The sequence below is a fragment of the Rhizobium sp. NZLR10 genome (assembly GCF_019685125.1).
In the GTDB taxonomy this organism is placed as follows: domain Bacteria; phylum Pseudomonadota; class Alphaproteobacteria; order Rhizobiales; family Rhizobiaceae; genus Rhizobium.
The window spans coordinates 59,366-76,568 of record NZ_JABDWE010000010.1 but is presented as its reverse complement, the minus strand read 5'-3'; the positions used below and the strand labels follow the sequence as shown (position 1 = coordinate 76,568).

Below are 17,203 nucleotides of genomic sequence, written 5' to 3'. Positions count from 1 at the left end.
AATGATGCGAAGTGCTGCGATGAACCGACGCGATTTCGTCAAGGCGGCCGGGCTCGGCTTCCTCGCCACCCTGGCACCGAAATCGCTGATGGCCCTGGAGCGGGCGGACGCGGTCTATGCCTCGGGCATTCGTGCGGCCGACGGCTCCTTTGCCGTCGCGACTGTGACAGAGCGCGGCGAGGTCATCGATCAGGTCAAGCTTCCCGCCCGGGCTCACGGCATGGCCTTCAGTGCCGCCACCGGCAGGACCGTCGCCTTCGCCCGCCGGCCGGGCACCTATGCGATGATTTTCGATCCGCGAAATAAGGCCGAACCGATTGTCATCAGCTCGCGGGAAGACCGGCATTTCTGCGGCCACGGCGCCTTCTCCGCCGATGGTCGTTTGCTCTACGCCAGCGAGAACGACTTCGACGGCAATCGCGGCATGATCGGCCTCTACGACGCCACCGACCGCTTCACCCGCATCGGCGAATTCGAGACCTACGGCATCGGCCCGCACGACATGACGGTCTCCGACGACGGACGTCTTCTGATCGTCGCCAATGGCGGCATCGAGACGCATCCGGATTTCGGCCGCACCAAGCTCAATCTCGGGGAGATGCAGCCGTCGCTGGTGCTGATCGGTGCCGCGACCGGTGCTCTGGTCGAAAAACATGTGCTGCCGGCGGAATGGGCAGAACTCTCCACCCGCCACATCGATCTCGATGACAGGGGCCGCATCTGGTTTGCCTGCCAGTACGAGGGTCACCGCAAGGATTTGCCGCCGCTCGTCGGCCATTTCACCAAGGGCGAGGACCTTACCTTCATCGACCTGCCGGAGCAGACGACGCGCAGGCTCGCCAATTACGTCGGAGCGATTGCCGTCAATCGCAGTGAGGGCCTCGTCGGTATCACCTCGCCGAAGGGCGGCGCCTCGGTGACCCTCGACGCAAGGACGGGCAAGGTGCTCGCCGAAACCAGCATTCCGGATGCGGCCGGCATCGCGCCGGCAAAGAGCGGCTTTGCCGTCTCCTCCTATGATGGCGATTTCCTGTCGACCCGCAGCGACGTCGCCTGGGATCAGCACATCGTTCGGATCTGAACCAGCGACGTAGAGCGTGATCTCGCGCGAAAACCGCTCACACATCAGGGCGACATGCATCAACCGTCGCGCACATAGGCCTTCTGCTCGGCGCTGATGCTCGAGGCCGCGGCCCTTGCCGCCTCATGTAGCCATTCGTTTCCGCGTGTCTTGATATCCCGAAGGATCACGGCGACCGCTGCCGCATCGTTGGAATGGCAATTGGCGATCTCGAAGCCCATCAGCTCGAGCATCGTCGGCGAAAGCAGGATTTCGGGGTGCCGGTCGATTTCGATCTTGCAGCTGTTCGGCGAGATCCGGCGTACGAGGATGCGGCCGGAAACGCGGTAATGCGGATCGACGCACCGCATCCGCCCGTCGGCAATCTCGCCCGCATGGATCGCCACGTCCTGTGGTCTGTGGCGAAGCGACCAGGCGGACGGCAGCAGCGCCTTGGCCTCTCGCAGCACCGGTCCGCCCTGCCATTCGGCATAGGCGACGAAACGCGGCCGGCCGAGGCTGCCGGTGCCGCCGCTGCGTGGCTTCGCCACGAAAGGTCCTGAGCCGGGCGGCAGTGCGTCTGCGAGCGCCTTGACATAAGCGGCCGGCGCCTTCTCGCTTCCGGCTGGCAGCATTTCATATTTTTCCCAGAATTCCCGGCGTTCGGAATTCGGCAGCATCAGCGCCTTGCGCAGCCATTTATGATCGCGCTCGAGGATGACCGGCAGCGGATTTTCAAGGCCCCTGCGATAGCCGCCAAGGATCAGTTCGCCGATCATGCGAACCGAGGGACCGTCGCCGTTGCGCGCCAGGATGGCGCTTGCCGCAAGGCGAACGAGATCCAGCGCATAGGGCATCACCGCCGCGTCGTCGAAATCATTGACGCCCCAGACGAGCCGACCCTCGGCATCGCGCCAGGTGCCGAAATTCTCCAGATGCGTATCGCCGATCGCCAGCACCTCGGGCGCGCGGCCGAGTTCCGGGCAGATATCGAGGATGGTCTCACACCAGCGCCAATAGGTGGCGCGCAGGAAGACGAAGCCGCCGCTTCGCATCTTCTCGTGCTTCTCGCGGAGATCCTCCGCGACAAGATCGGCTCCGAGTTCGCCGGCCAGCCAGGTCTCGAAATTCCGGACCGATTGCGATATCGTCGTCATACGCCGGCGCTCCATCCTTTCGAGATCTGGCGCGGAGAATACGCGCTCGGCGCGAAGCTGCAATCGTCTTCGTACCGGCTTGCATGGCGACGGAAAGGCGAAAGGTTGCCCCGGCGACACGGCCGCAGCTTTCCATTGGCGCTGAGACGGATTTCAGCAATGTGCAGCTTGTCGAATCCGGCCCGCCATGCCACTTTCCCGGCTGCAAGAGGGGCAGACATGAGCGAGACTGACAGGGGCGATTTCCGCGCGCGAATCCGCCGCAATTTTGCGCGCCAGGCGGCGATGGAGACGATCGGCGCAGAGCTGACGCGCGTCGAGCACGGCGTCGTCGAGATCGAGCTTCCCTTCGACGTCAAACTGACACAGCAGCACGGCATCCTGCACGCAGGCATCATTTCCGCAGCGCTCGATTCGGCCTGCGGCTTTGCCGCCTACAGCGTCATCGACCCCGAGGCCTCGATCCTGACGATCGAGTTCAAGGTCAATCTCATGTCGCCGGGGCGTGGCGATCGTTTCCTGTTTCGCGGGGAGATCACCAAACCCGGCTCCACCATCATCGTTGCCGACGGGCGAGGCTACGCGATCAGCGACGGGCCAGCGAAACTCATCGCCTCCATGACCGGGACGATGATGGTGATCCGCGGTAGAGAAGGAATTACGGGATGAAGTTCGAGCTGAAGTCGGTCGCGGGTAAATCCATGCTGTTCGTCATGGCGGCGGAGGCCGAATACGGCCCCTTCCTGCGGTCACGCATCGAACCCTTGATGACCGGCGTCGGCCCGGTCGAAGCCGCGGTCGCGCTGACCAAGACGCTGGCGCGGCTCGATGCGGCCGACGACCTGCCCGATCTCGTCGTTTCCCTCGGCTCGGCCGGCTCCGCGAAACTCGAGCAGACCGAAATCTATCAGGTAACCTCGGTTTCCTACCGCGACATGGACGCCTCGCCGCTCGGCTTCGAAAAAGGCAGGACACCCTTTCTCGACCTGCCGGCGGTGCTCGAGCTGCCGCTGCGCATTCCCGGCATTCCCGAAGCAAGCCTTTCCACCGGCGGCAACGTCATTTCGGGTGCCGCCTATACCGACATCGACGCCGACATGGTTGACATGGAGACCTTTGCGGTGCTGCGCGCCTGCCAGGGTTATAAGCTGCCGCTGATCGGCTTGCGCGGCATTTCCGACGGCGCGGTCGAGCTGCAGCATATTTCCGGCTGGACCGAATATCTGCACATCGTCGACCGCAAGCTCTCCTACGGCGTCGACAGCCTGTTCACGGCGCTGGAGGACGGGGTTTTCTGGTTCTGAGCCCTCAGCGCCGCACGTTTTGCCCGGTGCGCGGGGACAATCGAAACAATAAAAACCGAATGGCGCCGATTTCCCGGATTGCAAGGCGAAGCGCTTTTCATTAAAGCCTCGCCATGACCCAGACAGCACATCCCGACTCCGTTCTCATCGTCGATTTCGGCAGCCAGGTGACCCAGCTCATCGCACGGCGCGTGCGCGAGGCCGGCGTCTATTGCGAGATCGTTCCCTTTCAATCGGCCGAAGAGGGCTTCAAGCGCCTGCAGCCGAAGGCCGTGATCCTGTCCGGCAGCCCGGCTTCGACGGTGGACGAGGGATCGCCGCGAGCGCCCCAGATCATCTTCGACAGCGGCCTGCCGGTCTTCGGCATCTGCTATGGCCAGCAGACGATGTGCATGCAGCTTGGCGGCAAGGTCGAGAGCGGCCATCACCGCGAATTCGGCCGCGCCTTCCTCGATGTCGACAAGGACTGCCAGCTGTTCGAGGGCCTCTGGTCCTCCGGCTCGCGCCACCAGGTCTGGATGAGCCATGGCGACCGCGTCACCGCGCTGCCGGATGGTTTCGAGGTGGTCGCCACCTCCTCCAACGCGCCCTACGCCTTCATCGCCGACGAGAAGCGCAAATATTACGGCGTGCAGTTCCATCCCGAAGTGGTGCATACGCCCGACGGCGCCAAGCTGATCGGCAACTTCATTCACAACATCGCCGGCCTCAAGGGCGACTGGTCGATGTCGGCCTATCGCCAGAAGGCGGTCGACGAGATCCGCAAGCAGATAGGCGACAAGCGCGTCATCTGCGCGCTTTCGGGCGGTGTCGACAGTTCGGTCGCAGCGCTGCTGATCCACGAGGCGGTCGGCGACCAGCTGACCTGCATCCTCGTCGACCACGGCCTGATGCGCAAGGACGAGGCGGCCGGCGTCGTCGCCATGTTCCGCGAGCACTACAATCTGCATCTCCTGCATGTCGATGCCTCGGACCGCTTCATCGGCGAACTCGAAGGCGTCGGCGACCCGGAAACCAAGCGCAAGATCATCGGCCGGCTGTTCATCGAAACCTTCGAGGAAGAGGCAAAGAAACTCGGCGGCGCCGATTTCCTCGGCCAGGGCACGCTCTATCCGGACGTGATCGAAAGTGTTTCCTTCACCGGCGGCCCTTCGGCGACGATCAAGTCGCACCACAATGTCGGCGGCCTGCCGGAGCGCATGAAGATGCAGCTCGTCGAGCCGCTGCGCGAACTCTTCAAGGACGAGGTGCGTGCGCTCGGCCGCGAACTCGGCCTGCCCGACAGCTTCATCGGCCGTCACCCCTTCCCCGGCCCCGGCCTTGCGATCCGCTGCCCCGGCGGTATCAGCCGCGAAAAGCTGGAGATCCTGCGCGAGGCCGATGCGATCTATCTCGACGAAATCCGCAAGGCCGGCCTCTACGACGCCATCTGGCAGGCCTTCGCCGTGCTGCTCCCCGTCCAGACCGTCGGCGTCATGGGCGACGGACGCACCTACGAATTCGTCTGCGCGCTGCGCGCCGTCACCTCCGTCGACGGCATGACGGCGGACTTCTACCACTACGACATGGAATTCCTCGGCCGCGCCGCGACCCGCATCATCAACGAGGTGCGCGGCATCAACCGCGTGGTTTATGATGTGACATCGAAGCCGCCTGGCACGATCGAGTGGGAATGAAGGGCTGAGTTGATCCAACTCGCCCAGCCCGCTAAATTGCTTCGGGGAAACGGGACGACTTCTCCATGACAGCCAACAATCGTATTGTCCTCTCTAGCGACCACACGGCCATTCAGCTCCGACAGGCCATTGCCGCCCATATCGCGGCACATGGCTGGGTGGTGGTCGACATCGGACCGACGACGCCGGAAAGCACCCACTATCCCAAACACGGCGAGCGGCGGCGCGGCTCGTCGCCTCTGGTGATTGCCGGTTTGGCATCATCCTATGCGGCACCGGCCAGGGCATCATGATGGCAGCGAATAAGGTAAAGGGTATCCGTTGCGGCATCTGCGCCGACACGTTTTCAGCCCGCATGATCCGACAGCACAATGATGCCAACATGCTGTCGATTGGTGTGCGCGTGGTGGGCGAAGGGCTGGCGCTCGACATCGTAGATGCGTTCCTAACCGCCCAGTTCGAGGGCGGTCGGCATGCGACGCGGGTGGAAATGATTGGGGCGCTGGAGGAGTAGCGCCGTTCCTTGCGTCTTCTTTGGGAGAAGATGTCGAGTAGGCTCAGCGGCAGAGGAATGCCCGGGCCGGCGGCGACAGAAGGGCCGACGGCTACAAAACGATCGTGTGATGTCGGATCTTGTCGATCTGGTGCGTCCTTGGGTCAGCACCCAAGGAGGAGAGCGCCGTGAGAGACCTGATCCTGAAGATGTCCATATCGGTCGACGGCTTCATCAGTGACCTGGACGGCCGAAACACATGGATGTTCGGCTTCGATCGGGAGGCGAAGGCCTGGAGCATCGAGTTTATAGGGAATGCCGGCCTGCACATTATGGGCAGCCGCAGCTTCCTTTCCATGGCCCCCTTCTGGCCGACCTCCACCCTGGCGTTCGCGCCGCCGATGAACCAGATCCCCAAGGCCGTCTTCTCACGACAGGGGCCGGCGATCCTCACGAATGTCACGGCGGCGCTCGATGACATCAGCGCCAAGGGGACCGGACAGTCTGCGGAATTGCAGCCCGGCGCAAGCAGTTGGGCGGAGGCCTATGTGGCGAGCGGTGAGCTCTCGGAGGAAATCACCAAGTTGAAGGCCCAGGAGGGCAAGCCGATCATCGCCCACGGCGGCGTCAGCTTTGCCCGCAGTCTTGTCGCCCAGGGACTGGTCGATCAATTCGCCCTGCTTGTGATCCCCGTGGCGCTGGGCAAAGGCCTGCCGCTGTTCTGCGAACTCCCCGCCCCAGCGCCTCTCAAGCTGATGAGCTCGAAGGCTTTTCCCGGGGGCGCGGTGGCGCAGCTTCGGCACCTTCCACGTCTCTGCCGAGGACGCCCCAGCCACGGTCAAGGCTGCCATTCTTGCCGGCTACCGTCATATCGATACGGCCGAGGGCTATCAGAACGAGGCGGGCGTCGGCCAAGGCATCAAAGCCGGCCTCACCGCCGCGGGTCTTGCCCGAAAGGACATTTTCGTGACCACCAAGGTCTGGCCCGGCAATGCTGCCTGGGGTGATGCGCCGAAGACCTACGAAGGCATCATGGCGGCATTTGCAAAAAGCCTTGCCGCATTGGAGCTGGACTATCTCGACCTCTACCTCATCCATGCGCCATCCGGGGGCACCGAGCGGCTGAACGAATGGCGCGCCCTCGTCGACCTCAAGTCACAGGGCAAGATCAGAGCGATCGGCGTCAGCAATTTCACGGAGGCGCATATCGACGAGATCAAGGCTGCCGGTTTGCCTCTGCCGGCAGCCAACCAGATCGAGTTGCACCCCTGGTCGCAGAAGCCGGATCTGGTCGCTTATCTTGCCGACAATGGCATCGCACCGATTGCCTACAGTTCCCTGGTGCCGCTCTCGACGTGGCGGGCGAAAGACGGTCAAGAAAGCGCCAAGACCGAGGAGATGAAAGCAACGGGGGCCGAAGCGGCATCGCCTTTTAAGGCAATGGCGGCAAAATACGGCGTCACGGAAGCTCAGTTGTTGCTCCGCTGGGGCGTGCAGAAGGGCTTTGCGGTTCTTCCCAAAACCATGGACCCGGCACGCATGCGCGAGAATCTCGACATCTTCGTATTCGCTATCGACGCAAACGACATGCGCGCCATCGAAACGATGGACCTCGGTGACGGGGTGGCCTGGCCGAGCGGCGATCCGCGACACCTCGGATGATCTGAACGTAAGGCAGACCGCCAACACGGATGGCTGTTTGGCCGGTCAGGATCGTCGTCAGCAGTAACGGCCGAGGTTCACTCACCTCGGCCGGCTGTTTGTCATCCAGAGCATGATGCCGCAAAGTGTGCGCGGTTTTCTTATGACATCATGCTCTATTGCTTTGATTTAGATCGGGATTCAGATTCTAGGCCGATCAGGCCTAAAATTATCCTGATCTAAAGCGCGGCGCATCAAACTTGATTCATGCGCCGCGCTTTAGTCCTTTGTTTCTATGCATATCGTTATCCCAGAACCGCCGCACACTTCAGGGCGACATGCACTAGGGATGACGGCTGCGATGCCAAGCTCAGCGGCCGTAGGTGACCTCGACGGAGGCCTTGTCGAGCGTGTTTGCCCTGACATAGAAACCAACCATGGCGCCCGGCGCAGTATCGGGAAGCGGCAGCTTGTCAACCGAAAGCGCGTAGACGGTGAACTGGTAATGGTGCGGCGTGTCGCCGGCCGGCGGGCAGGCGCCGCCATACCCTGAGACACCAAAATCCGTGTGGCCTTCCACGGCGCCTGCGGGAAGCTTTTTGTCACCGCTGGCGCCGGTGGCGATCTCCGAGGCATCCGCGGGAATGTTGAACACCGACCAATGCCACCAGCCCGAACCCGTTGGAGCATCCGGATCGTAAGCCATGACGGCGAAGCTCTTGGTCGCCGGGGGAGCATCCGACCAGGCCAGTTCCGGCGAGATGTTCTTGCCGGCGCAGCCGAAGCTGTTGAAGACCTGCGCATCGGCCATGGACTTGCCTGAAGTCAGATCTTTCGAGGTGAGCTTCATTTCGGCATGGGCGGCGGCGGCGCCGAAGACGGACGCGGCGAGAAGGACTGCTATTATGGAACGCATGCTGTTTTCCTGCGGTTGATAATGCAGGAAAGCTATCGTCACGGAGCAGGTGCATCTGCCCCGCTATGCTCAACTTCTGCCCCGATCCGCTCAAAACGCTCAGATCCGCCCCGCACGTGGCGCGGATTGACGCCAAACCGCTCTTTGAACCGCGCCGAGAATTGCGACGGGGAATCGTAACCGACCTCAAGCGCAACCTGCGCCATCGGCAAGGTTGTGGTTTGAATGAGGCCCAGGGCGCGATTCATTCTTGTATCGCTCAAGATCTCGCTGAAACCGGTATTCTCGGCGGCCAGCTTACGCCTGAGCGTCGCCTCGCTCATGTTGAAGGCGCGCGCCGCCTGCCCCAGCGTCCAATCACGGGCCGTATCACCTTCAATCATCTGCCTCAGCCGATCCTCGAGCCGAGGGCTCTGGCATTGACCCAGCACCGCTCCGCAGAGCGCAAACCAGGTGACGAGTTCCATCAGACGAGCCTTGGCAATAACGCCGGGAAGCCGCGTCAGATTGCCGGGCTGACAGCAATAGTCAAACAATGCCGCTGCTTCCTCCGGCAGGTTTGAGGCGCCTGCCGGGATAGGCCGCGATGGAACGGCCACCGACTCCATGCTGCTATAGGCATCTTCGAAGAGCGGTCTGGGGACAGGAAGCGCCAGGGTCTGATATTTCTGTGGCGCCCTGGGAATATTCTCCATGGTCAACGGTCGATAGTCGGGCAGCAAGGCATATGCGCCTGCCTCGAGGCGCAAAGCCTTATCATCCGCCATGACGATCTTCGTTCCGGATTGCACCTGGATCAACAAGGGGCTCGTGCTGACGAGACGAGAAAAGCAGGCGCGTCCACCCTGACGGATCAGGGCCCTGGTCGGAATGGGAAAGACGTCGTCCAGCATAGGTTCTCCGGCAATAGGATGCCCCTCGCCCCTGATCCTTAGCGATGGGGAAATAGCAAAACCGCGTGACTGGGGCAACCTTGAGCCGGGGCCTATGCCGCAGGAGCCAGCCGCTCTCATCCTCGGGAAATTCGCTGGTATCGTACCGGGTTCGGGCAGGGCTCGACCATATCTAATGCCTAGCGGACTTCCTGATATGCTCCACCAGCGCCCGCAGCTTCAGCGGCTGCCTCTGGCGCCTGGGATAATAGAGATAGAAGCCCGGGAAGGGCGGGCAGAAATCTTCGAGCAGCGGCACGAGTTCGCCGCGTTCGATATAGGCCTCAAAGGTTTCCACCATGCCGAAGGTGATCCCGGCGCCGGCGCAGGCCATGCGGATCATCATCCCCATGTCGTTGGTGGTGACGGCGGGATCGACCGCGACGTCGAAGTCGCGATCATTTTCGGTGAACTCCCAGCGATAAGGCGCCGTATCGGGGCGAGGTCGCCAGCCGATGCAGGCGTGATCCTGCAGTTCGCTGGGATGGCGGGGATGGCCGCGGCGCTCAAGGTAGGCGGGGGATGCGGCCGCGGATTGGCGCTGCGGCTCGGAGACCGAGATCGCGATCATATCCTGCTCGATGACTTCGCCGAGCCGGACACCGGCGTCGAAGCCGGCCTCGACGATATCGAATTCGTCATCGGTGACGGTGATATCGAGTTTGATCTCAGGGCAGGCTTGCATGAACCCGGCCAACAAGGTGCCGGACAGAAAACTCTCGGCGATCGAGGAAACGGTGATCCTCAGCAGGCCGCTCGGGCGCGCCTGCATCTCCCGCACCGTCTGCATCGCATCCTTGACCTGCCGGACCGATGGGCGAACCGCCTCGAAGAACACGTCGCCGGCTTCGGTCAGGCTAACGCTGCGCGTCGTGCGCTGGACCAGCGCGACCCCAAGACGATCCTCCAGACGCTGCAGAGCCTGACTGACGGCGGAGCGGGTGACGCCAAGTCGCTCACCGGCCAGCCGGAAGTTCCGCGCTTCCGCCACGGCGAGAAAGACTGAAATGCCTTCGAGATCGTCGATCATTGGTTAGCAGCTCTAACCAAGGCATCCGGTATTGGCAACTTAATCAACTCGATTGCGCAGCCTATTTTTCTCTCGAGGTCAGGCAAGGCGGCCGTCATGCCAGCCCTCTATCGAAAGGAAAAACGATGCGAAGGATTTCCAAGAGCGCTGTTCTGCAAATTTTCGCCGTCACCACCCTGGCCGGCACGGCGATCGGCCCCGCGGATGCCGTCAACGACCGGCGATCCATACGTCAACAAACAAGCGAGAACACGATGCAGCAACATCCCTATGTCGGCATATGGGTGACGGATGATGGCCGTATCCGCCATGAACTCCTGCCCGACGGCCGTTACGACGAGGCCCGCGGCAACCGGGAGAGCGCCTATCGAGGCCGTTACGAAGTCACCGGAAGCCATATCGAATACTGGGACGACACCGGCTTCACGGCCGACGGCGATTTCGTCGACGGCGATACGCTCCATCATGGCGGCATGGTGCTCCGCCGCCAATAGACATCACTCGGGAGAAGGCCGTTTCGGCCGGAAAGGATGACGATCATGTCTTCCACCACACCCATCTGGTTCATCACCGGCGCATCGTCCGGCCTCGGCCGGGCGCTTGCGGAGGCGGTTCTCGCCCGTGGCTGGCGCGCCGCCGTGACCGCGCGCAGACCAGAGACCCTCAGGGATCTCGCAGCTGAACACGGCAACCGCGCGCTTGCTCTCGCACTCGATGTGACGGACGGCCGCTCCGTCGCCGGCGCGGTTCATGACGCCGAGAGACATTTCGGCGCGATCGACGTGCTCGTCAACAATGCCGGCTACGGCTATCTCGCGGCGATCGAGGAGGGCGACGATGCGGAGATACGCGCCCAGTTCGAGACCAATGTCTTCGGATTGATCGATGTCACCAAGCAGGTTCTGCCGGGTATGCGGACACGCCGGCGAGGGCACATCTTCAATGTCTCCTCGCTCGGCGGTCTCGTCGCCTTCGCTGCCACCGGCTATTACCACGCCACCAAATTCGCGGTCGAGGCGCTGTCGGAATCGCTGTCTCATGAGGTCAAGCCGCTTGGCATCGATGTGACGATCGTCGAGCCCGGCGCTTTCCGCACGGACTGGGCCGGCCGGTCGATGGTCGAATCCAGCACCGTTATCGACGACTATGCCGAGACATCGGGCAAGCGGCGCCAGGCCACCCGCTCGGTCTCCGGCAAACAGCCGGGAGATCCGGTCCGTGCCGCAGCCGCCATCCTATCGGCCTTCGAGGCGGAGGAACCGCCGCTGCGTCTGCTGCTCGGCGCACCTGCCCTGAAGATCGCCCGCGAACGGCTGGACGCGCTGCGCGGAAACTTCGACGCCTGGGCGGAGACGACGCTCAGCGCCGATTTCCCCAGCTGACCACCAAGAAACACTCAATCGACAAAGGAGCTTGAAATGTCGACGATCGAAGGAAAAGTCATCGCCATTACCGGGGCCAGCAGCGGCATCGGAGAGGCTGCTGCAAAGGTGCTGGCTGCCGCGGGCGCGCATCTCGTGATCGGCGCGCGCCGCACCGAGCGGCTGGAGACACTCGCCGGCGAAATAGCAGCCAAGGGCGGCAGCGTGCGGCTGCGAAAGCTTGATGTCACCGACCGTTCCCAAGTGGAGGCCTTTGCGGGTTTTGCCAGGTCCGAATTCGGCCGGTTGGACGTTATCGTCAACAATGCCGGCGTCATGCCGCTCTCGCCGCTTGCGGCCCTCAAGGTCGACGAGTGGGACCGGATGGTCGACGTCAACATCAAGGGTGTGCTCTACGACATCGCCGCTGCGCTTCCGATCATGAAGGCGCAGGGATCCGGACAGATCATCAACCTGGCTTCGATCGGCGGCCACGCCGTTTCCCCAACGGCCGCGGTCTATTGCGCGACGAAATTCGCGGTGCGGGCGATCTCGGACGGGTTGCGGCAGGAGACAGATCGCATCCGGGTGACGGTCATCTCCCCCGGCACCACGACATCGGAACTGGCCGGCACGATTACCGATCCGACCGCGCGGAACGCCATGAGGGTTTTCAGGGCGGTCACGATCAGCCCCGAGGCTATCGCCAATTCGATCCTCTATGCCGTCAGCCAGCCTGACGATGTCGATGTCAGCGAGATCATCGTCCGGCCAACGGCCAGCCCGCATTGAGCAGCCGGCATCCCGGCTGAGACCGCCCCGCCGCCTAAAACCCCAGCGATTGCTGGGCGGGCGGCGGCGGGCCGAGCTGGACGCCTTCAAGCTCCAGCATGCGGGTCTTCGATGACGAGCCGCCGGGAGCCGAGAAACCGCCGATTTTGCCGCCGGCGGCCAGCACCCGGTGGCAGGGGATGATCAATGCGACCGGGTTCTTCGCCATCGCCTGGCCGACGTCGCGCGCGACTTCCGGCCCGGCGCCAAGCTCTTTCGCCAGCGCGCCGTAGGTGGTCGTATGGCCCCAGCCGACACGCCTTGCCGCCGCGTAAATATCCCTGAAGAGGGCATCCTGCCCGGCAAGATCGAGTTCGACGTCGGAAAAATCCGTTTCCTCGCCCTGGAAATAGCGCTTCACGGCGGCGACCGTTTCGAGCACATCAGGCGTCGGCGCGCCGGGCTCGGCACCCGGCAGGCGGCGCAGTAAGAGCCGCTCGGTCGCTTCCGCGGTTTTCGTCGGCAGCTGGAAGCGGGCGATGCCGGCGTCGCTCCAGGCGATGCCGCAGAAACCAGCCGCGGTTTCGAAGATGAGATAGTGATGGATCGTCTGGGCCATGACACAGCCTCCGCGTTTTCGATTACCACCAAAATCGTACGGAACGGCCGCTGTTTCAACCCGATTCTTGCGCATCTCGTTCTTTTTTTGTTCTTGATATTCTACCTTGCCGGCGTATCTTTCACCTCTTTTTTGGAGCGCGAGGCGGTCATGACGACCTGACAGGCCATGAACCAGATTTCCTTCGATTTCGACCATGGTCAAAATCGACGCGGGCAGGCGGGTGAAAGCCGGAACGGCGGCCACAGGCTTTTCTTTGCGCTCCGCCCGCCTGCGATCGTCGAACGGCAAGCGGCTTCGATCGCCGACGACTATTGCAAAACCTTCTCCGTTTCCGCAAAGCCGCGGCTGACGACCCTGCATGTGAGCGTTATCGGCATCGGCGACTATGAAGTGTTGCCGGAGGACGTGATCTTTGCGGCCCGGCAGGCCGCCGCCACAGTCGAGGGCGCGCCGATCGCCGTCCACCTTCGACAGGATCATGAGCTTCAAGCGGGAAGGCAAGGCGCGGCCTCTGGTGCTCTGCAGCAAAGACGGGCTGATGCCGCTCATGCGACTGCATGTCCAGCTTGGTGTCGGCCTGCACAATACCGGATTGCGTGACAATATCGATCGCAATTTCACGGCGCATATGACGCTGCTCTATGACCGCAAAGCAGTGCCGCCGACGAGCCTCGACCAACCGGTTTCGTGGACGGCGCGGGAATTCCTGCTCATTCACAGCGTTCTTGGAAAAACCGAACACCACATCATCGATCGCTGGCCGCTGCTTGGCTGACGGCAATGGCATCTCCGGACCAAGGCTTGCGCTTCCGCGATTTCCGCGCATAAAGCTGAACAACCGTCGGGATGGCAAACGGAGAACGAAGACAGCATGGATGTTTCAGAGATCATCATCCCAGGAGATACGCCGGGAACGGAGTGGCGGCTGCCGGTGCTGCGCTTTGCGGGCCACGATCCGAAGGCGCCGAAGATCTATATCCAGGCCGCACTGCATGCCGGGGAACTGCCGGGAACGGTGCTCCTGCATTTCCTCTGCGAGCGGCTGCGGCAGGCGGAAAGCGAAGGCGGGATCGTCGGCGACATCACCATCGTGCCGCAGGCCAATCCGATCGGTGCGGCGCAATCGCATTTCGGCGACCTGCAGGGTCGTTTCGACCTTGGCTCACGCACCAATTTCAACCGGGATTTTCCGCTGATCTCCCTTGCCGATCGGGCCACGCTGATCGAAGACCTCGATGATTATCCGGCTACCGACAGGCTGAAACGACAGCTCTTGCATATGGCGCTTGGCGCCGATCTCGTCCTCGACCTGCATTGCGACGACGAATCCCTGCAATATGCCTATATCGACGAAGCCTTCTGGCCGGAGGCGGCCGATCTTGCCGCTGCACTCGATATGGAGGCCGCGCTGCTTTCGGATGGCGAAAGCTCGGCCTTCGAAGAGGCGGTCGGTTTTGCCTGGAAATATGAGGTTTCCGGCGAGCGCCAATCGCGGCTGCCGGGCAGGCTTTCGGTCACCGTCGAGCTGCGCGGCAAACGCGACGTCGATCCGGTGCTGGCTGAGAAGGATGCGGAGGGGCTGTGGCGGTTCCTTGCGGCACGGGGGATCGTCGGTGAGGTGAAGGCTGAGGCAAAGGCGTTTTCCGGTCCGGCCGTGCCGCTCGACAATGTCGAGATCATTCGCGCTCCTGAAGGTGGGGCCGTGCTCTTGCATCGCGCCATCGGCGACAGGGTTGTGGAAGGCGAGCTCCTGGCGACGATTGTCACCCGCCCGGGTCAGCCGGGTGGCAGCATCGAACTCCGCGCCCCGCAAGACGGGTTGATCCTGACCCGAACGTCCGACCGGCTGGTACGGCGGCGCGGCGACCTGATGAAGATTGTCTGCGACAGTCCCAGCGACGCCTTGCGCAAGGCCGGCACGCTGGAGAATTGAGCCGAGCCGGATCCCGGCGAGCGCCGGGATAAAGTGTCGCGGGCATTTGCGCCGGTCTTCTTGCATGGTATCTCGCAGCGATCACAGGGAATCGATCGGGCATGACCGTCACCATCTATGGTATCAAGAATTGCGACACGATGAAGAAGGCCCGCAGCTGGCTGGAAGAACACGGCGTTGCCTATGCGTTTCACGATTACAAGGCGCTCGGCATCGACCGCGCCCATCTTGATGCCTGGATCGATCAGGCCGGGCTCGATACCGTGCTCAACCGCGCCGGCACCACCTTCCGCAAACTGGCTGATGCAGAGCGGGAGAACCTCAGCTGGGAGAAGGCGATCCAACTGATGCTCGACCAGCCGTCGATGATCAAACGGCCGGTGCTGGAGGCCAGCGGCAAGTTGCTGATCGGCTTCAAGCCGGCGATTTACGCCTGTGCATTTGCAGGCTGAACGACAGGCAACAACTCCCGAGCTAGAGATGTCCAAGACCACGCGCGCGACACAGGTTCTTTCCCAGGCAGGCGTCGCCTTCACGGTCCATGCCTATGACTACGACCCGGGCGCCGAGCGCGTCGGCCTGCAGGCGGCGGAAGCCCTTGGCGAAGCGCCGCACCGGGTGCTGAAGACGTTGATGGCGGAGGTGGACGGCAAGCCGGTCTGCGTCGTCGTGCCGTCGGACCGCGAAGTCAGCATGAAGAAGCTTGCGAGCGCCTTTCACGGCAAATCGGCCAATATGATGAAGCCGGCCGATGCCGAGCGGCTGACGGGTTATCATGTCGGCGGCATCAGCCCCTTCGGCCAGAAGAAATCCATGCCGACGGCGATCGAGGAAACCGCCCTGGCCGAACCGCTCGTCTATATCAATGGCGGCCAACGCGGACTGCAGGTGCGGCTCGATCCAAAGGATGCGTTGAAGGCCTTGAAAGCGGTCGGCGTATCGTTGATCGCCTGATCAAAGGAAACGAGCCAGTAAAGCTGTTATGGTATTTGCCTCGGTCTCGGCAAGCTTGCAGCCAATATGGGTTTCGATCGACCTGGCATAGACCGCCCACATGCGCTCTCGCAGCTGCAGCCCGGCATCGGTGATCACGACCCAGCGGCCGCGCGCATCCTCGTCGAAGGTCTCGCGGTGGACCAAGCCCTCCCTTTCCAGCCGGTCTACCAGACGGGAGAGATTATATTGGGCAAGCAGTGTCCGTTCTTCGATCTCATAGGGACGCAATCGCCCGCCCTTTGCCCTCGCCAGCTCCCAAAGCACGTCGTACCAGGAAAGCGTCGGCATTTTCGCCGCCTTGAAATCGATTTCGATCGCCGCAAGCAGACGATCGCGGGCGCGCATGATGTGTATCCATGCGCTGGTCGCGGCTTCGCTCGGCGTCGGGGACTTATCGGACATAGATGCAGTTACATTTAACTTGAACGCCGGCGCAATCGCTATTATATGCATTTGCATCTATCATCGTTATTGATATTTTCAGCCGCGGCGTGCGGCATCAGGAGAGCGCCATGAGCAAGCTTACATTGATCAGCCACCACCTCTGCCCCTATGTGCAGCGCGCCGCGATCGTGCTTCTCGAAAAGGGCGTGCCGTTCGAGCGCATCAACATCGATCTTGCCAACAAGCCGGACTGGTTCCTGAAAATCTCGCCGCTCGGCAAGGTGCCGCTGCTGCGGATCGAACAAAAGGATGGCAGCGAGGCCGTGCTGTTCGAAAGCAGCGTCATCTGCGAATATCTGGAGGAAACGCAGGTGGGAACTGCGCTGCATCCGGCCGATCCGCTGACCCGCGCCCGTCATCGCGGCTGGATGGAATTCGGCACGTCCGTGCTGTCCGATCTCTGGGGTTATGAAACGGCGCAGGATGAACTGCAGCTGGAGGCCAAGCGCAAGGCGCTCATCGCAAAATTCACGACGCTCGAGGGCGCGCTGGGCGACGGGGCCTATTTTCCCGGCAGTGGCTTCAGCCTCGTCGACGCCGTCTTCGCGCCTGTGTTTCGTTATTTCGATCTCTTCGACACGCTCGGCGACAGCGGCATTTTCGACGGGCTCGAGCGGGTAAAGCGCTGGCGCAAGGCGCTGTCAGAGCGCGCGAGTGTCCGAGCCGCCGTTGGCGAGGATTACCCCGAGCGACTGACGGATTTCCTCAACAAACACAACTCGATCCTGCTTAGGCAGCCTGCCGCCGCCTGAGCGCGCAAGTGGCCGGGTGTCGATCCGGCCGCTGGCAATTCGGTAGCGGCGCGCTTCATTTTCGCCGCAAACGGGTCTAAGTCTGCCAGCCTTGAGAACGTCGATGACAAAAGGC

18 protein-coding genes and 3 pseudogenes are annotated in these 17,203 nt (G+C 62.4%); 15 read left to right on the top strand and 6 right to left on the bottom strand.

From position 1 onward, the window contains the following. Position 1 precedes the first annotated feature (1 nt). Positions 2-1,081 carry a DUF1513 domain-containing protein gene (locus HJB82_RS16580; RefSeq protein WP_221140693.1) on the top strand — a complete coding sequence of 360 codons (1,080 nt, stop codon included), beginning with the start codon at positions 2-4 and terminating at the stop codon, positions 1,079-1,081. A 59-nt stretch (positions 1,082-1,140) separates the two neighbouring features. Here HJB82_RS16580 and HJB82_RS16575 read toward each other — a convergent pair whose 3' ends face one another. Beyond that, the gene (locus HJB82_RS16575) at positions 1,141-2,217 is read right to left on the bottom strand and encodes a DUF2252 family protein (protein ID WP_221140692.1); all 1,077 of its coding nucleotides are present in this window, start codon (positions 2,215-2,217) and stop codon (positions 1,141-1,143) included. Between the two features lie 219 nt (positions 2,218-2,436). Here HJB82_RS16575 and HJB82_RS16570 point away from each other — a divergent pair, with 219 nt between their 5' ends. The 6 genes and pseudogenes from HJB82_RS16570 to HJB82_RS16545 all read left to right on the top strand — a co-directional run bounded on the left by HJB82_RS16570 (position 2,437) and on the right by HJB82_RS16545 (position 7,352). Further along, positions 2,437-2,886 carry a PaaI family thioesterase gene (locus HJB82_RS16570; RefSeq protein ID WP_003544704.1) on the top strand — a complete coding sequence of 150 codons (450 nt, stop codon included), beginning with the start codon at positions 2,437-2,439 and terminating at the stop codon, positions 2,884-2,886. Next, positions 2,883-3,521 carry a 5'-methylthioadenosine/S-adenosylhomocysteine nucleosidase gene (locus HJB82_RS16565; protein WP_207582571.1) on the top strand — a complete coding sequence of 213 codons (639 nt, stop codon included), beginning with the start codon at positions 2,883-2,885 and terminating at the stop codon, positions 3,519-3,521. Before HJB82_RS16570 ends, HJB82_RS16565 begins: the two co-directional genes overlap by 4 nt. A gap of 113 nt (positions 3,522-3,634) precedes the next feature. Next, positions 3,635-5,197 carry a glutamine-hydrolyzing GMP synthase gene (guaA, locus tag HJB82_RS16560; protein WP_221140691.1) on the top strand — a complete coding sequence of 521 codons (1,563 nt, stop codon included), beginning with the start codon at positions 3,635-3,637 and terminating at the stop codon, positions 5,195-5,197. Positions 5,198-5,262: 65 nt separating this feature from the next. Continuing rightward, positions 5,263-5,711: pseudogene (gene rpiB / locus HJB82_RS16555) on the top strand (ribose 5-phosphate isomerase B). Positions 5,712-5,899: 188 nt separating this feature from the next. Next, positions 5,900-6,415, top strand: a pseudogene (locus tag HJB82_RS16550) (dihydrofolate reductase family protein); the annotation flags it as partial. 124 nt (positions 6,416-6,539) lie between these two features. After that, the gene (locus HJB82_RS16545; RefSeq protein ID WP_221140772.1) at positions 6,540-7,352 is read left to right on the top strand and encodes an aldo/keto reductase; all 813 of its coding nucleotides are present in this window, start codon (positions 6,540-6,542) and stop codon (positions 7,350-7,352) included. 349 nt (positions 7,353-7,701) lie between these two features. Here the strand turns inward: HJB82_RS16545 and HJB82_RS16540 are convergent, their stop codons facing one another. The 3 genes from HJB82_RS16540 to HJB82_RS16530 form a co-directional block, all read right to left on the bottom strand. Further along, positions 7,702-8,247 carry a YbhB/YbcL family Raf kinase inhibitor-like protein gene (locus HJB82_RS16540; protein WP_221132394.1) on the bottom strand — a complete coding sequence of 182 codons (546 nt, stop codon included), beginning with the start codon at positions 8,245-8,247 and terminating at the stop codon, positions 7,702-7,704. A gap of 38 nt (positions 8,248-8,285) precedes the next feature. After that, complete coding sequence (locus HJB82_RS16535; RefSeq protein ID WP_221140690.1) at positions 8,286-9,140, bottom strand: helix-turn-helix domain-containing protein; 855 nt, start codon at positions 9,138-9,140, stop codon at positions 8,286-8,288. A gap of 172 nt (positions 9,141-9,312) precedes the next feature. Then, positions 9,313-10,209 carry a LysR family transcriptional regulator gene (locus tag HJB82_RS16530; RefSeq protein ID WP_221132392.1) on the bottom strand — a complete coding sequence of 299 codons (897 nt, stop codon included), beginning with the start codon at positions 10,207-10,209 and terminating at the stop codon, positions 9,313-9,315. Positions 10,210-10,334: 125 nt separating this feature from the next. On the opposite strand from HJB82_RS16530, the gene HJB82_RS16525 reads away from it, so the two are divergent. From HJB82_RS16525 to HJB82_RS16515, 3 genes are read left to right on the top strand one after another with little or no spacing between them, the layout of a single operon-like run. Further along, complete coding sequence (locus HJB82_RS16525; RefSeq protein WP_221116675.1) at positions 10,335-10,703, top strand: Atu4866 domain-containing protein; 369 nt, start codon at positions 10,335-10,337, stop codon at positions 10,701-10,703. Positions 10,704-10,739: 36 nt separating this feature from the next. Continuing rightward, on the top strand, positions 10,740-11,591 hold the full coding sequence (locus HJB82_RS16520) for an oxidoreductase (protein WP_221132391.1): 852 nt from the start codon (positions 10,740-10,742) through the stop codon (positions 11,589-11,591). Positions 11,592-11,627: 36 nt separating this feature from the next. Continuing rightward, entirely contained in the window at positions 11,628-12,362 is a 735-nt protein-coding gene (locus HJB82_RS16515; RefSeq protein WP_221132390.1) for an SDR family oxidoreductase, read from the top strand. Positions 12,363-12,396: 34 nt separating this feature from the next. On the opposite strand, the gene HJB82_RS16510 is transcribed toward HJB82_RS16515, so the two are convergent. After that, positions 12,397-12,960 carry a methylated-DNA--[protein]-cysteine S-methyltransferase gene (locus HJB82_RS16510; RefSeq protein ID WP_207582569.1) on the bottom strand — a complete coding sequence of 188 codons (564 nt, stop codon included), beginning with the start codon at positions 12,958-12,960 and terminating at the stop codon, positions 12,397-12,399. A gap of 168 nt (positions 12,961-13,128) precedes the next feature. On the opposite strand from HJB82_RS16510, the pseudogene HJB82_RS32010 reads away from it, so the two are divergent. The 4 genes and pseudogenes from HJB82_RS32010 (at position 13,129) to ybaK (ending at position 15,850) form a co-directional block, all read left to right on the top strand. Next, positions 13,129-13,738, top strand: a pseudogene (locus HJB82_RS32010) (2'-5' RNA ligase family protein). A 96-nt stretch (positions 13,739-13,834) separates the two neighbouring features. Continuing rightward, positions 13,835-14,896 carry a succinylglutamate desuccinylase/aspartoacylase family protein gene (locus HJB82_RS16500; RefSeq protein WP_221116673.1) on the top strand — a complete coding sequence of 354 codons (1,062 nt, stop codon included), beginning with the start codon at positions 13,835-13,837 and terminating at the stop codon, positions 14,894-14,896. A gap of 101 nt (positions 14,897-14,997) precedes the next feature. Continuing rightward, a complete protein-coding gene (locus HJB82_RS16495; protein WP_207582566.1) occupies positions 14,998-15,348 on the top strand; it encodes an ArsC family reductase in 351 nt (116 codons plus the stop codon). A gap of 28 nt (positions 15,349-15,376) precedes the next feature. Beyond that, positions 15,377-15,850, top strand: coding sequence for a Cys-tRNA(Pro) deacylase (gene ybaK, locus HJB82_RS16490; protein ID WP_207582565.1), 474 nt, complete (start codon positions 15,377-15,379; stop codon positions 15,848-15,850). Here ybaK and HJB82_RS16485 read toward each other — a convergent pair whose 3' ends face one another. Further along, positions 15,851-16,294, bottom strand: coding sequence for a MarR family winged helix-turn-helix transcriptional regulator (locus tag HJB82_RS16485; RefSeq protein ID WP_221116672.1), 444 nt, complete (start codon positions 16,292-16,294; stop codon positions 15,851-15,853). Positions 16,295-16,404: 110 nt separating this feature from the next. On the opposite strand from HJB82_RS16485, the gene HJB82_RS16480 reads away from it, so the two are divergent. After that, a complete protein-coding gene (locus HJB82_RS16480; RefSeq protein ID WP_221140689.1) occupies positions 16,405-17,088 on the top strand; it encodes a glutathione S-transferase family protein in 684 nt (227 codons plus the stop codon). Positions 17,089-17,203 lie beyond the last annotated feature (115 nt).